Source organism: Arthrobacter sp. BG3, from assembly GCF_056680185.1.
Genome location: NZ_CM155270.1, coordinates 3,096,996 through 3,110,991, shown reverse-complemented (window position 1 = coordinate 3,110,991; position 13,996 = coordinate 3,096,996). Strand labels below are relative to the sequence as shown.

The window sequence follows — 13,996 nt, the reverse complement described above, 5'->3', positions numbered from 1 at the left end:
GGCTGGCAACGCCGAGCAGAACAAGGAAGAAGATTTCAAATGCAAGTACTGACATGATGCCATCCTAGCGCTTTAGTAGAGGAGTAGTTTGTCTATGAAGTAAGCCAGCGAACCGACGGCGGCGACCGGCGCGAGCCCTATTCCGAGGGCTGCCGCAAAGCTTAGCGATTCACCGCGGATGATCACCAGCCGGCGGAAACTCACCAGCACCGCCCCCACCAAAACCCCGACGACCGCAGCCGGCAGCACGGCGATGTCGGAGAAGACCAGGCCGGCGAGTGGTCCTGCCAGGCCGGCCCCGATGACGCCCAGCGGCGCCACGATCCGGTCCGGCCAGCGGATCAGGCCCGCCAGCAGGGCGATCGAGGCGCTGACCGCCGCGACCAGGAGCATCTCATGCACGCCGTTGAAACGGGAGCAGGCGATCCATCCCGCGCCCAGGCAGGACAGCATGACCCCGGCGGAGGAACCGAGGGTGGACTCCAGGCGCTGCGCCTGCCCCGTGCCGCGGATCAGCTGCATCACGAAGATCGCCATCACGCCCGCCGCCATGAACGACGGCGTCCAGTCCAGGAAACCCGGGGCCGGAAGATAAGTGGCGGCAATGGCAGCGCCGACACCGGGCAGGGCGATCAGGGCGCCGAGGGTTTTCCGGGCGGGGATGCCCAGGAAATGCGGCCAGCCGATTCCGACGCCGGCCGCGGTCAGCACTCCTACGGCCAGAAGAGCCTCCGGCGAGAGGTAGGACGCGCCCACAATCGCGGCGAGTCCGGCCAGGCCGATAATGCCGATGATCCAGGACTTCACCGTTCACCCGGCATCTGTTTAGCCGTCATACGTGTTCCGGTCATCGTTGTACCTTCGCTCACTGCGGACCCCAATTCGACCTGATCTTTCGTCAGGGCGCTGCGGCCCCGACGGATCAATCCTGCCCTATGCGACAGTTTTGTGTCGCAAAAGAAACGGCCGGCGGTGACGGAACCGTGTCCGGGAGGGGGCATTTGGGTATACTCAAAGCCAGCTACAGACGCCCAACGATGCGCGGACACCCCTTGGAGGAAACATGTCGCACATCCTGCTACTGACCAACAGCACCGGCTCGTCGGTGGACGTCCTGCCTGCTCTGGAACTGCTGAACCACCGGGTCCATATTCTCCCGGCCGAGCCGACGGCGCTGCTGGAGACCGACCCCTGCGACATCGTCCTGCTGGACGCCCGCAAGGACCTCGTGGGGGCCCGCTCCCTGACCCAACTGCTCAAGGCCACCGGCCTGAGCGCCCCCCTGATGCTCATCCTGACTGAAGGCGGCATGGCCGCCGTGTCCTCGGCGTGGGCCGTCGACGACATCCTGCTCGACTCCGCCGGGCCGGCCGAGGTTGAAGCCCGCATCCGGCTGGGCGTCGCGCGGGCCGTGATGGAACAAGACGATGCCCCGACCGAGATCCGGGCCGCCGGCGTCGTCATTGACGAGGCCAGCTACACCGCACGGGTCAACGGCGCGCCGCTGAACCTGACCTTCAAGGAATTCGAACTGCTCAAGTACCTGGCGCAGCACCCCGGCAGGGTGTTCACCCGCCAGCAGCTGCTGACCGAGGTTTGGGGCTACGACTATTACGGGGGCACCCGCACCGTGGACGTCCACGTCCGGCGGCTGCGGGCCAAGCTGGGCGCCGACCACGAGAACCTGATCAGCACCGTCCGCAACGTGGGCTACCGCCTGACGCTGGTCCGGCACCCCGAGGAAGAGCTCACCGAAGCCTGAACGTCGCGGGTTCCGGCCGCGCTCCTTCCGGCCACAGAACAAAGAAAAGCCCCGGACATCGGTCCGGGGCTTTTCTGCTTCAGTGGAGGACATACGGGTCGAACGTATCGAGGCCACCCCAGTGGTGGATCCCCCTCGCATCCGAACGGCAGTTCCAGAAGCAGGCTCTGGACGAACAGCCGGATGAGTTAACGACTATACGGAACAGTTCCGGAAACAACAAAATCGGGCCCGCCCCCAGCGCAACGTATAGCCTTGCACCATGAGTCCTGCGCAACCTGAAAACTGGCCCGTGCTCGTCGCCAAGGGAGCTGCGGATGAGCAGCTCCTGAAGGACGTCCTGGCCCTCGCGGCCGACGCGGAGGAATCCGATGGCAACCCGCCGCTGTCCGAACAGACGCTCGTGACGCTGCGTGCCGCGGATGCCGGCGGGCATTCAGTGCTGACCCTCGCCATGTACAGCCCCAATGACAAATCCGACCCGGCGACAGCGCAGGACCTGGCCGGGGTCGCCGTGGTCATCGGGGACCCTGACGGCACAGGAGTGCTGGAAATCGCCGTCCACCCGAGCTACCGCAACCAGGGCGTGGCGGACCGGCTCGTCGGCGAGCTCCGGACCACCCGCGGCTTCACCGGCCTGAAAGCCTGGTCCCACGGCAACCACGAAGCCGCGGCCGACCTCGCCGCACGCTACGGCTACGGCCCCGTCCGCGAATTGTGGAAGATGCGGCTCACCAGCGCGGCAGCGGAGCTGCCCGACGTCCCCCTGCCCGACGGGGTGAGACTGCGCGCCTTCGTTCCCGGCCGGGATGAGGATGCCTGGCTCGCCGCGAACCGGGCCGCGTTCGCGCACCACGCCGAGCAGGGAAACATGACCCGCGCCGACCTGGACGCCAGGATGGCCGAGCCGTGGTTCGATCCCGCCGGTTTCCTGCTGGCCGTCGATGCCGCGGACCGGATCCTCGGCTACCACTGGACCAAGGTGCACCCCCGGCACGGAGACCACCCGGCCATCGGCGAGGTGTACGTGGTCGGTGTCACGCCCGGGGCCCAGGGCAGCGGGCTGGGAAAGGCGCTGACCGTCGCCGGCATCCGGCACCTGCAGCACCAGGGGCTGCACGCCGTCATGCTCTACGTCGATGCGGACAACATTCCGGCCGTTTCGCTCTACCGCCGGCTCGGCTTCACCCGCTGGGACGTCGACGTCATGTACGCACCGCTGGAAGGGCGTTAATCCACTCGGCAGACATCCTGTCTGCGCCCGGGGAAATCCGGGCCGCCCGAAAGCTGATCGCTGGCTGATTGCTTGTAAGGTTGAAGCTAAATCGCGCCAGCATTAGGAGAGACCATGCAACGGGAATCTGCCCGGACAGCCACGTCTGAAGCCGCTACGTCGGACAAAAAAGTGCGACCCGCGCGTGCCCGGTTCGGCTCCTCCGAAGTGCCTGCCTCGCGGGCCACCCAGGACCGCATCGACATTCCCGAATTCGCGCCCAGCCTGGAACCGGAGGGCGACTTCAGCCCGGACCGTTTCCTGGACCGTGAACTGAGCTGGCTCTCCTTCAACGCCCGCGTGCTGGAACTGGCCGAGGACCCGGACCTGCACCTGCTGGAACGGGTCAGCTTCCTCTCGATCTTCGCGTCCAACCTGGACGAGTTCTTTATGGTCCGCGTCGCAGGGCTCAAACGCCGGATCGCCACCGGCCTGGCCGTCCCCTCCCCCGCCGGGCTCAGCCCGATGCAGGTCCTCGAGCAGATCGGCGACGAGGCCCACCGGCTGCAGCAGCGCCACGCACTCGTCTACGCCGAGCAGATCCGTCCGGCGCTGGCGTATGAGCACATTCATCTCATGCACTGGGACGAACTCGACTCCCAGGCCAAGGACCAGCTGAGCGCCATGTTCGCCGAGAAGGTCTTCCCGATCCTGACCCCCTTGGCCGTGGACCCGGCCCACCCCTTCCCCTACATCTCGGGTCTCTCACTCAACCTCGCCGTCGTCGTCCGCAATCCGGTCAGCGACAAGGAACTCTTCGCCCGCCTCAAGGTCCCGGACCAGCTTCCCCGGCTGATCTCGGTTGACGGCCCGCGCGCCGGCTCGGTGCCGGGCCGGGTGGCCCGTTTCATCGCCCTCGAGGAAGTCATCGCCGTCCACCTGGACCAGCTCTTTGCCGGGATGGAGGTGCTGGAGCACCACACCTTCCGCGTCACCCGCAATGAGGACCTCGAGGTCGAGGAGGACGACGCCGAGAACCTGCTGCAGGCCCTGGAAAAGGAACTGCTGCGCCGCCGTTTCGGGCCGCCGGTCCGGCTCGAAGTCACGAACGACATCAATCCGAACATCCGGGCCCTGCTGATCCGGGAGCTGGGCGTCGAGGAGTCCGAGGTCTACTCGGTCCCCGCGCCGCTGGACCTCCGGGGCCTCTCGGTCATCGCCGGCATCGACCGGGCGGACCTGCATTACCCCAAGCACGTCCCCCACACCTCCCGGTACCTCAACGAATCGGAGACGTCCAAGGCGGCGAACGTCTTTGCGGCCATGCGGCGGCGGGACATCCTGCTGCACCACCCCTATGACTCCTTCTCCACCTCCGTGCAGGCGTTCCTGGAGCAGGCGGCCTCGGACCCGAAGGTCCAGGCCATCAAGCAGACGCTGTACCGCACATCGGGCGACTCGCCCATCGTCGATGCCCTGATCGATGCCGCCGAAGCCGGCAAGCAGGTCCTGGCCCTCGTGGAGATCAAGGCCCGCTTCGACGAACAGGCCAACATCTCCTGGGCCCGGAAGCTGGAGCAGGCCGGCGTGCACGTGGTCTACGGAATCGTGGGCCTCAAGACGCACTGCAAACTCTCTCTCGTGGTCCGCCAGGAAGTCGATGGCCTCCGCCGCTACTGCCACATCGGCACCGGCAACTACCACCCCCGCACGGCCCGCTATTACGAGGACCTGGGCCTGCTCACAGCCAATGAGCAGGTGGGCGAGGACCTGTCCAAGCTTTTCAACCAGCTCTCCGGCTACGCGCCGAAGTCGACCTTCAAGCGGCTCCTGGTGGCGCCGCGCTCGGTCCGGTCAGGACTCATCGATCGGATCGAAACCGAGATCCGGAACGCCCGGGCGGGCCTGACCGCGCGGGTCCAGATCAAGGTCAACTCGATGGTGGACGAAGCGATTATCGATTCCCTGTACCGGGCCTCGCAGGCCGGTGTGCCGGTGGATATCATCGTCCGCGGCATCTGCTCACTGCGTCCCGGGGTGCCCGGCCTCAGCGAGAACATCACCGTCCGCTCGGTGCTGGGCCGTTTCCTCGAGCACTCCCGCGTCTTCGCTTTCGCCAATGGCGGGGACCCGGTGGTCTACATCGGTTCGGCGGACATGATGCACCGCAACCTTGACCGCCGGGTGGAAGCCCTCGTCCAGCTCACCAGCGGGGACGACACCACGTACGTCATGGACCTGCTGCGCCGCTACATGGATCCGGGCACCGCCAGCTGGCACCTGGACAGCCAGGCGCAATGGACCCGCCACCACCTTGCCGAAGACGGGCGCGAGCTCGAGGACATCCAGTCGTGGCTGCTCAATTCCCGCTCGCGGCAGCGCGCGGCCGGGCTGCGGTAGGGGCTCTGTCATTGAGTAGCGATGCACTGGTTGCCGACCAGACAGACCATCTCGGCGAAGAGATTGCCGTGGTGGCTGCGGGCGCCTTGCCGTGGCGCGTCGCCCCGGGCGACAAGGGCAAGCTTGAGGTCCTGCTCATCCACCGTCCAAGGTATGACGACTGGTCATGGCCCAAAGGAAAGATCGACCCCGGCGAGACGGTGCCCGAGTGCGCCTCCCGCGAGGTCGAAGAAGAGATCGGGCTGAAGGCGCCGCTGGGCATCCCGCTGCCCGCCATCCACTACCACGTCCCCGCGGGCCTGAAAGTGGTCCATTACTGGGCGGTCGACGTCGGCGGCGCCCCGCTCGTGCCGGACGGCAAGGAGGTGGACAGCGTCATGTGGTGCTCGCCGGAGAAGGCCGCCCGACTGCTGAGCAACCCGAGCGACGTGGCACCGCTGGAGCATCTGGATGCCGCCCACGCCCGCGGCGAATTGAAAACGTGGCCGCTGGTGATCGTGCGCCATGCCAAGGCCAAGCCACGCTCCTCCTGGTCCAAAGCCGAAGGGGACCGGCCCCTGGCTGCCACCGGGATGCGGCAGGCGCAGGCAGTGGGGCGGCTGCTGCAGGCGTGGAAACCCATGCGCGTCGTCTCCAGCCCCTGGCTCAGGTGCGTGGCCACCATCGCCCCCTACGCCAAGGCGTCCGACGCGAAGGTAAAGCTGAACGAGGCCCTCACGGAGCACCGGCACGGCCGCCATCCGCACAAGACGGCCGCCGCCGTCGAGGCCCTCTTCGACAAGCAGCGGGCCGTCGCGCTTTGCACGCACCGCCCCGCCCTCCCCACCGTGTTCGACCAGCTGGGAAAGCACATGGGTTCCCGGCTGCGCGCGGTGCTGCCCGACACCGATCCGTTCCTTGCTCCCGGCGAGATCATCGTGTGCCATGTGGCGCACCACAGCAAGGACAAAGTCGTCGCGGTGGAGCGGTTCAGGCCCTTCGACGACTGAGGTCCCTGGCCCTCCGGGCTGCTCAGCCAGCAAGACGAATAAGGCCCGGGCCGGAGTTCTCAGTAGACTGGGACGGTGAGCATTCCAACGCCCTATGAAGACCTGCTGCGCGATGTCCTGGACCACGGCACGCACAAATCGGACCGGACCGGGACAGGCACCCTGAGTGTCTTCGGCCGCCAGATGCGTTTCGATCTGAGCAAGAGTTTCCCCCTGATCACCACCAAGCGGGTGCACTTCAAGTCCGTCGCCGTGGAACTGCTGTGGTTCCTCCGCGGCGACACGAACGTGAAGTGGATGCAGGACCAGGGTGTCACCATCTGGAACGAATGGGCCGACGCCGACGGCGAACTCGGCCCGGTCTACGGCGTCCAGTGGCGTTCCTGGCCGACCCCCGACGGCGGCCACATTGACCAGATCGCCGAACTCATCGAGAACCTCAAGTCCAACCCGGATTCCCGCCGGCACATCGTCTCGGCCTGGAACGTGGCCGAACTCAAGGACATGGCCCTCCCGCCGTGCCACGCGTTCTTCCAGTTCTACGTCGCCGACGGCAAGCTCTCGTGCCAGCTCTACCAGCGCTCCGCGGACACCTTCCTGGGCGTGCCGTTCAACATCGCCTCCTACGCGCTGCTGACCTGCATGGTCGCCCAGCAGACCGGCCTGGAACCCGGCGAATTCGTCTGGACCGGCGGCGACGTCCACATCTACGACAACCACATGGACCAGGTCCTCAAGCAGCTTGCCCGGACCCCCTATGATTACCCGCAGCTCAAGATCACCCGCAAGCCGGACTCCATCTTCGACTACACCCTCGATGACTTCGAAGTGGTCGGATACCAGCACCACCCGACGATTAAGGCCCCGATAGCCGTATGAGCAACGACAAAATGCCGGGCGCGCAGCCCGATGATTTTACCGCCACGCTGGGCGCCCTCACCGGGCTCGGCGTCGTCTGGGCCCAAACCAGCACCGGTGTCATCGGCAAGGACGGCGGCATGCCGTGGCGCCTTCCCGAGGACATGGTGCACTTCACCCGGCTCACCACCGGACACCCCGTGATCATGGGCCGCAAGACCTGGGAGTCCTTCCCCGACAAATACCGCCCCCTGCCCGGGCGGACAAACATTGTGATAACCCGCCAGGAAGGCTGGGGTGAGACTCCCATCGCGGAGGGCGCCGTCGCGGTCAAGTCCCTGGACGATGCCCTCCTGGAGTCCCAGTTTGCCTCCGGCAACGAAATGGTCTGGATCATCGGCGGCGGCAACATCTATGCACAGTCCATGGACCTCGCCAACGTCGCCGTTATCACCACGATCGACACCACCACCGAGGGCGACACCTTCGCCCCGGACCTCGGCTACGACTGGACCATGGGCGCGAGCCTGCCGGCCGACGGCTGGCAGACAGCGGAAAACGGCACCCGCTACCGCATCAACGTCTGGCACCGGGCGGAGGGCTAAGGGAATGCCTACCAAATCCGAGACCCTCTTTGTCCTGGGCTATATGCTGCTGCCGCTGCTGGCACTGCTCTCCGCGATCGTGGGGCTGACCATGATCCTGGGCGGCGACAAGATCCTCGGCGCAATCGTGCTCGTGGTGGTGACCCAGGCCTTTGCCTTCGGGGCGTTTTTCGCCCTCCGGAAGCGCAAGCATGCGCTGCTTGCGGAGCAGGGCGGCGCCGGCGACGGCGCACGTTGAGTGACGCTCCGGAGAACGGACGCCCGCCCCGGCGCAAGGGCTTCTACAAGCGCCAGATCGAACTGGAAGCCGCGAAGCAGGGACTCACCGTTGAGGAGTACGGCGTCTACAAAGGCTCGGTGGGGAGTGGGGTGGAACCGATCAATTCGGCCGGGGGCCTGCTGTTTCTCGCCGTCCTGATCTCACTGTTCTCCGGCGTGGTAGTTGTAGGTGGCGTCGGGCTGTTGATCGACGACAAGGTTACGGACTGGGTGGAATTGATCATTGCCTTCGCCATCGTCCTCTTCACGGTGCCCGTCTCGTGGGCGTACTACGTCAAGGAACGCAAGGCCGTCCGCCTTCGACGCGCCAGCGGGAAGACACTTCAGCACCCTACCCGCCGTTCAATAGTCCGGGACTAGGCGGGCTGGCGCAATGCGATGGGGGAGAACACCCCATCGCCGGTCACGGCGGTTCCGGCTACATTGGTGCCGGTTAGGTACGCACGCCGGAATGCACCAGATCCCGGCCGCAGCCGGTTAGGCTGATGCACGGATAGGGGGATCCGCTATGGCAGGAAACTTGTGGGGCGCCGACGTCGCCCAGTTGCGCACACTCGCACAACAATTCGGCAAGACGTCCGAGACGCTGCTACAACAGTCGACCACGCTGACGTCGGCCATCAACAACAACACCGTCTGGAAGGGTGCCGACGGCGCGCGCTTCACCTCCGAGTGGAACGGCAGCCACCGCGCCCTGATCCAAAAGACTGCACTGGCACTCAAGGCGGAGTCCAAGCGCCTGCTGACCCACGCCGAGCAGCAGGAGAAAGCCAGCAACGCGGCCACCGGAGCCGGCGGCGGCCCCGGCGCCCTCGGCAGCGCGGGCGGCAACTTGGCCGTTGTCGGCGGAGCAGCCGTTGTCGGCGGGTTCCGCGCCGCGATGGGAGTCCAGAAGAACATCAAGGCGCCACTGACGCTGGCCAAGCACGTCGGACAGTACGGCTGGGTCCTGAAAAACCAGCGGGCGGAACTGGCCCAGACCATGCTGACCAGAGGTCACCACCGCCTGGGCGGACCGGCTTTCGACAGCCGGCACCTGGGGCAGACGACCGCTGGCAACCGCGCCCTGGAAGGGCTGCTCAAGGACACGGGCAAAGCAAACCGACTCCTCTCCCGGATCGACAAAGCCTCGGACATTGTCTCCCTGAAGAACCTGCACCAGTTCGGCGGACCGCTGTCCAAGCTCAGGCCGCTGCTGGAGGAAAAGGCCTGGATCGGAGCCGGGTCCAAGATGGAATGGCTCGGGAAATCGGGTCTGGCGCGCGGACTCGGCTGGGCCGGAGTGGGCTTTAGCACCTACGACTCGGTGCAAAGCTTCGCGGACGGGGACATCAAGGGCGGCGTTGGCAGCGCGCTTAAAGCCGGGCTCGGCATCGGCTGCTTCCTGCCGCCTCCGGCCGGAACCGTCTGCCAGGTCGCCAGCGTCGGGGTCGCCATCTACGAAAACTGGGACACGATCAGCAGTGTGGGCAAGAACGTCGGAGAGGGTATCTCCAACGCCGTCAAGGATCCCGGCAAGTTCGTCAACGACGCCGCTGATACCGTGAAAAATGCAGGAGAATCCGTGGCCAAGTTCTTCAGCTTCGGGGATTAGGAGATATACATGACTATTCAGAGTGAGGCCCACCAGGAGCCCCGGCTCGGCGTCGACGTGATCGGCTTCGGAGTGGGCGAATTCGCCTACCTGCTCAACGTTTTCGAAGGTCCCGCGCGGGATCGTTCGGTCGGCGTCTTCCGCGCCGAGGAACTCGTGAACGACGGCACCCTGTCCACAGCCGGGGCGTCGTCCTTGATGGCTCGGGATCTGGCCACCGTCGACGACGACGGCGACCTCGGCGTGAAGGGGGTGGCCGCCGCCGTCGCAACGGCCTTCGGACACGCAACGCGCTGGACCGAACTTTCGTTGCTCACGGAGGACAGCATGGACAACGTGGTACTGCTTGAGGCGCCGGAGGTCGCGCTGATGCTGCAACCGCGGGTGCTGGGGACGTGGTTCGTCTTCGCGCAGGATCCCTCTATCAGTTCAGCCGAGGCCACCCTCCGCGTGGTGCGCCGGCACGTTGAGCAGAATCCCGGGGGCACAGCGTACCTCGTCTTCAAGACCCTCGACGCTGAGAAGCACCTGTTGATCCGCCGGGGCGAGAACTCCTGGGCCACTGGCATCCCCGACTTCGCCACCGACGAGGTCGCTGAAACCGAAGGGCTGGACGACGCCGGACTGCTGCGCGCCATCCAGGAGTGCCGTGGCGAGGCGTAGCCGGGACGTCCCTCAGGAGCCCGGCTATGTGCCGTACCAGCCGACGGAGGCGCGGGTCATCCACCGCCGGGCAGAGAACGGCGAGGTGGTCGCGTACACGACCGAGGAATACGGTGCCCGCAAGGACGACGGTCTGGGCATCATCGAACCCGTGAACTCATCCGGGGGTCTGCTGTTCCTGGCAATCCTGCTGTCGGCAGGGATGGGGGGGTCTGGTCTACTTCGTCGTCCAAGTGATCATCCAGGACGTGTGGGACATAGCGGGCCGGGTGTGGTGGGTGTTTCCCGCGTGCATTTATCCTTTTGTTTTCGCTTGGGCCAGCTACTTCTCCGAGCGCAATGCCGAAAAGCTGCGCGCGGCCCGCAACCTGGCACGGCCCGTTGAATAGCGTGCACGGCCTCGAGGAGTCCCGTGGCCAGGCGTAGCCGGGACGTGCCCCAGGAACCGGGCTACATCCCCTACCAACCGCCGGAAGCGCGGGTGGTCCACCGACTCGCGGAGAACGGCGAGATAGTCGCCTACACGGCCGAGGAATACGGTGTCCGCAAGGACGATGGTCTTGGCATCATCGCACCCACGAATTCATCGGCCGGCCTGCTGTTCCTCGCCGTCCTGATCACCATCGCATTCGGCGGCATGCTTTACGGACTGGTCCAAATGGGCATCACCGATCAATGGGAGATTCTGGGCGAGATCTGGTGGATGTACCTGCTCATCCTCTACCCGCTGTACTTCGGCTGGGCCAGTTATTTATCCGAGCGCAAAGCCGAAAAGCTGCGCAAAGCCCGCAACCTCCCGAGGCCCGTTGAGTAACCCGACCACAACCCGCCGTTCCGCCCTGTCCCGCCCGTGGCACTTCGGCACCGGAGCGGAGCCTGAAAAGCCTGCCCAACCGCGCTTCGCTGTTACCGACGATCAGGCACGCCGATGGTTCCAGGAGAACCCTGCCGGGATCCCCGTCACGCGCGAGAACTTCCAGGACAGCACCCACCCTTTTCCAGGAGAATGATGGACCTTTACGCAGCGCGCCGCCACGCAGACGAGTAGACCAGGGCCAGACACGAACAGGCCTTGGCCGACGGCGGGAAGCGCCTGCTGGCCAGGACTACTGACGGCGGTAGGCTGCACAGCTACACCGGCCAGGACCCGTTGTGGGGAGCACGCGCGCTGACTGCCGGCGGGATCGCCGGGGCAGCCTACGCCGTACGGCTGGCCATGTCCGAATTCCGGGCGCGAAAAATCCGCCGGGAGCGGGGCATCCCGGATCCCAGTCCGCGGCAGTTGGACTGAGCCGTGACGTAACCGGCTGCGCCCCGGAGCCAACAAAGTCTAAACTGGCCCAATGACTACAGCAGCTACTCCGTCCGTTGGACTGGTCGGTTGGCGTGGCATGGTCGGTTCCGTCCTGATGCAGCGCATGCAGGACGAGGGCGACTTCGCCAACATCAACCCGGTATTTTTCTCCACCTCCAACGCGGGAGGTGCAGCCCCGGCGTTCGCTGGTCCTGCCGGCGGCGACGCCGGCAAGCTCGAGGACGCGTTCGACGTCGATGCCCTGGCGAAGCTGCCGATCATCGTCACCGCCCAGGGCGGCGACTACACGAAGCAGGTCCACAAGGAGCTGCGCAGCCGCGGCTGGGACGGCCTCTGGATCGATGCCGCCTCCACCCTGCGGATGAACGACGATTCGATCATCGTGCTGGACCCGATCAACCGCGACGTCATCGACAAGGGCCTTGCCAACGGCACCAAGGACTACATCGGCGGCAACTGCACCGTCTCCTGCATGCTGATGGGCCTCGGCGGGCTGTTCAAGAACGGCCTTGTCGAATGGGGCACGTCCATGACCTATCAGGCTGCCTCCGGCGGAGGCGCCCGGCACATGCGTGAACTGCTGAGCCAGTTCGGCACGCTCAACGCCCAGGTCAGCTCGGAACTGGACGACCCGGCGTCGGCCATCCTGGACATTGACCGCAGGGTCCTGGCCCACCAGCGCACCGACATCGATGCCACCCAGTTCGGCGTCCCGCTGGCCGGATCGCTGATCCCCTGGATCGATGCGGACCTCGGCAACGGCCAGTCCAAGGAAGAGTGGAAGGCCGGGGTGGAGACGAACAAGATCCTCGGCACCTCCGGCGATCAGCACATCATCATGGACGGGCTGTGCATCCGGATCGGCGCGATGCGCTCGCACTCCCAGGCGCTCACCCTCAAGCTCCGCGAAGACCTTTCCGTCGCCGAGATCGAGAAGCTGCTGGACGCGGACAATGAGTGGGCCAAGGTGGTGCCCAACTCCAAGGACGCCTCCATGTCCCAGCTCACCCCGGTGGCGGCATCCGGCACCCTGGACATCCCCGTGGGCCGCATCCGCAAGCTGGAAATGGGCCCGCAGTACATCAGCGCGTTCACCGTCGGCGACCAGCTGCTGTGGGGTGCGGCCGAGCCGCTGCGCCGCATGCTGAACATCGCGACCGGCAACCTCTAGGACCTCAGCAGCTTCCGCACCGGACGCCACCGCCCTGGTTCAGGTGCCGAGGAATCTCCGGTACTTCGCGGCCTGCAGCTCAAAAGACTTTTGGGCGGCAGGCCGCAGCCCGTTAATCTCGTCAAAGGGCTTGGGGACGACGACGGCGGCCCCGCCGTTGCGGGTGACGTCCCAGGTGCCGAGGATCTGGCCGCCGGCAACAATCGTCCTCCGGAAGACGCCATTGCCGCCAGGCACGATCCTGTCCGCATGCCCGGACGGCAGCACGAGCGACCGGTCCGTGTAGCCGAGCACGAACTCATCGAAGCCGGGCAGTGCCAGCACCAGGCGCGCTGCGGGGACGCCTTCGTCGAGCAGCGCCGCCGTCTCCGGGGAGAGCCAGTAGCTGGTCCCCTCGAACGCCACCTTCACCAGCTGGTCCTTCACTTCGGCCAGGGCGGCGCGGACCTCCGTCAGGGGAATGCCGGACCACCAGGCAAAGTCACGCTCGGTGGCGGGACCGTGGCTGCGCAGGTAGCGCAGCAGCCACTCGGCGATGCCCGCCCCGCGGTCCAGGGTCCGCGATTCGGTGATCCAGTCGTCGAAGGCCACCACCAGCTGCTGGTTGCCGGCCATCGGCCCCTGCACCAGCCAGGCCCGCTGGCACAGGATCCCCAGCAGGTGGATGCCGCGCTGGCCGGCCGTGGACTGGCCTGCCCGTTCGAACGCCTGGAACAGCTCGGCCCGGCTGGCCGCCGCCCCGCCGGAGACCAGCTCCAGCGCGGTCCCGGCCGCGGCGTCAACGTCCGCGGCGGAGATGCCGAGCTCCCGGTGGCGCCCGGCCAGGCCGCGGATCAGCCGATCGGAGGTAATGGCCAGCATCCATTTCAGGTCCTCGGGTGCCATCAGGTGCAGGGTCCCGCGCATCGGCCAGGAGCGCACTATTTCACCCCGGTTGAGGGCGCTGCGGACGTCCCCCACGCGGGAGCCCGGCACCCGGAGCCCGACAGCCCAGAGGGCTGCCCCCAGATCCTGCGCCTGCATCGCCGTCATCCAGCGCACCGCACCCGCGACGCTGCGGAATCCGGACCCGGCCAGGCCCTGGGAGGCCAGCCGCAACCGGCCCAGGATCGCACGGCTGAGCCGGGGACGCGCCGTAGAGCTCATG

General features: G+C 66.3%; 15 protein-coding genes. 13 read left to right on the top strand and 2 right to left on the bottom strand.

Annotated elements, in window-relative coordinates; all coding sequences use genetic code 11:
- Window positions 1-72: 72 nt before the first annotated feature.
- On the bottom strand, window positions 73-807 hold the full coding sequence (locus AC1MFL_RS13950) for a permease (protein WP_479810476.1): 735 nt from the start codon (window positions 805-807) through the stop codon (window positions 73-75).
- 256 nt (window positions 808-1,063) lie between these two features.
- On the opposite strand from AC1MFL_RS13950, the gene AC1MFL_RS13945 reads away from it, so the two are divergent.
- The 13 genes from AC1MFL_RS13945 to asd all read left to right on the top strand — a co-directional run bounded on the left by AC1MFL_RS13945 (window position 1,064) and on the right by asd (window position 12,849).
- A complete protein-coding gene (locus AC1MFL_RS13945; protein WP_479810475.1) occupies window positions 1,064-1,762 on the top strand; it encodes a winged helix-turn-helix transcriptional regulator in 699 nt (232 codons plus the stop codon).
- A gap of 262 nt (window positions 1,763-2,024) precedes the next feature.
- On the top strand, window positions 2,025-2,996 hold the full coding sequence (gene mshD / locus AC1MFL_RS13940) for a mycothiol synthase (protein WP_479810474.1): 972 nt from the start codon (window positions 2,025-2,027) through the stop codon (window positions 2,994-2,996).
- A gap of 114 nt (window positions 2,997-3,110) precedes the next feature.
- Window positions 3,111-5,375, top strand: coding sequence for an RNA degradosome polyphosphate kinase (locus AC1MFL_RS13935; protein ID WP_479810473.1), 2,265 nt, complete (start codon window positions 3,111-3,113; stop codon window positions 5,373-5,375).
- Window positions 5,376-5,386: 11 nt separating this feature from the next.
- Window positions 5,387-6,364, top strand: coding sequence for an NUDIX hydrolase (locus AC1MFL_RS13930; RefSeq protein ID WP_479810472.1), 978 nt, complete (start codon window positions 5,387-5,389; stop codon window positions 6,362-6,364).
- A gap of 75 nt (window positions 6,365-6,439) precedes the next feature.
- Window positions 6,440-7,243, top strand: a complete 804-nt coding sequence (locus tag AC1MFL_RS13925; protein WP_479810471.1) for a thymidylate synthase — start codon at window positions 6,440-6,442, stop codon at window positions 7,241-7,243.
- Window positions 7,240-7,827: a dihydrofolate reductase gene (locus AC1MFL_RS13920; RefSeq protein WP_479810470.1), complete on the top strand. Its 588-nt coding sequence runs from the start codon at window positions 7,240-7,242 to the stop codon at window positions 7,825-7,827. The genes AC1MFL_RS13925 and AC1MFL_RS13920 overlap by 4 nt, the downstream gene beginning before the upstream one ends.
- Window positions 7,828-7,831: 4 nt before the next feature.
- Complete coding sequence (locus AC1MFL_RS13915) at window positions 7,832-8,065, top strand: NF038396 family protein (protein WP_479810469.1); 234 nt, start codon at window positions 7,832-7,834, stop codon at window positions 8,063-8,065.
- On the top strand, window positions 8,062-8,466 hold the full coding sequence (locus AC1MFL_RS13910; protein ID WP_479810468.1) for a hypothetical protein: 405 nt from the start codon (window positions 8,062-8,064) through the stop codon (window positions 8,464-8,466). The genes AC1MFL_RS13915 and AC1MFL_RS13910 overlap by 4 nt, the downstream gene beginning before the upstream one ends.
- 148 nt (window positions 8,467-8,614) lie before the next feature.
- The gene (locus tag AC1MFL_RS13905; protein WP_479810467.1) at window positions 8,615-9,700 is read left to right on the top strand and encodes a WXG100 family type VII secretion target; all 1,086 of its coding nucleotides are present in this window, start codon (window positions 8,615-8,617) and stop codon (window positions 9,698-9,700) included.
- Between the two features lie 9 nt (window positions 9,701-9,709).
- Entirely contained in the window at window positions 9,710-10,363 is a 654-nt protein-coding gene (locus tag AC1MFL_RS13900; protein ID WP_479810466.1) for a hypothetical protein, read from the top strand.
- Window positions 10,364-10,775: 412 nt separating this feature from the next.
- Window positions 10,776-11,177: a hypothetical protein gene (locus tag AC1MFL_RS13895; RefSeq protein WP_301226844.1), complete on the top strand. Its 402-nt coding sequence runs from the start codon at window positions 10,776-10,778 to the stop codon at window positions 11,175-11,177.
- A gap of 258 nt (window positions 11,178-11,435) precedes the next feature.
- Window positions 11,436-11,654, top strand: coding sequence for a hypothetical protein (locus AC1MFL_RS13890; protein ID WP_479810465.1), 219 nt, complete (start codon window positions 11,436-11,438; stop codon window positions 11,652-11,654).
- Between the two features lie 52 nt (window positions 11,655-11,706).
- Window positions 11,707-12,849: an aspartate-semialdehyde dehydrogenase gene (gene asd, locus AC1MFL_RS13885; RefSeq protein WP_479810464.1), complete on the top strand. Its 1,143-nt coding sequence runs from the start codon at window positions 11,707-11,709 to the stop codon at window positions 12,847-12,849.
- A gap of 39 nt (window positions 12,850-12,888) precedes the next feature.
- On the opposite strand, the gene AC1MFL_RS13880 is transcribed toward asd, so the two are convergent.
- Window positions 12,889-13,995: a winged helix DNA-binding domain-containing protein gene (locus AC1MFL_RS13880; protein WP_479810463.1), complete on the bottom strand. Its 1,107-nt coding sequence runs from the start codon at window positions 13,993-13,995 to the stop codon at window positions 12,889-12,891.
- Between the last annotated feature and the right edge of the window lies 1 nt (window position 13,996).

What these genes read in the sequence shown, in the direction of transcription:
- AC1MFL_RS13945 (WP_479810475.1), top strand. Translation starts at nt 1,064, where the DNA reads ATGTCGCACATCCTGCTACTGACCAACAGCACCGGCTCGTCGGTGGAC.
- mshD (WP_479810474.1), top strand. Translation starts at nt 2,025, where the DNA reads ATGAGTCCTGCGCAACCTGAAAACTGGCCCGTGCTCGTCGCCAAGGGA.
- AC1MFL_RS13935 (WP_479810473.1), top strand. Translation starts at nt 3,111, where the DNA reads ATGCAACGGGAATCTGCCCGGACAGCCACGTCTGAAGCCGCTACGTCG.
- AC1MFL_RS13920 (WP_479810470.1), top strand. Translation starts at nt 7,240, where the DNA reads ATGAGCAACGACAAAATGCCGGGCGCGCAGCCCGATGATTTTACCGCC.
- AC1MFL_RS13915 (WP_479810469.1), top strand. Translation starts at nt 7,832, where the DNA reads ATGCCTACCAAATCCGAGACCCTCTTTGTCCTGGGCTATATGCTGCTG.
- AC1MFL_RS13905 (WP_479810467.1), top strand. Translation starts at nt 8,615, where the DNA reads ATGGCAGGAAACTTGTGGGGCGCCGACGTCGCCCAGTTGCGCACACTC.
- AC1MFL_RS13900 (WP_479810466.1), top strand. Translation starts at nt 9,710, where the DNA reads ATGACTATTCAGAGTGAGGCCCACCAGGAGCCCCGGCTCGGCGTCGAC.
- asd (WP_479810464.1), top strand. Translation starts at nt 11,707, where the DNA reads ATGACTACAGCAGCTACTCCGTCCGTTGGACTGGTCGGTTGGCGTGGC.
- AC1MFL_RS13880 (WP_479810463.1), bottom strand. Translation starts at nt 13,995, where the DNA reads ATGAGCTCTACGGCGCGTCCCCGGCTCAGCCGTGCGATCCTGGGCCGG.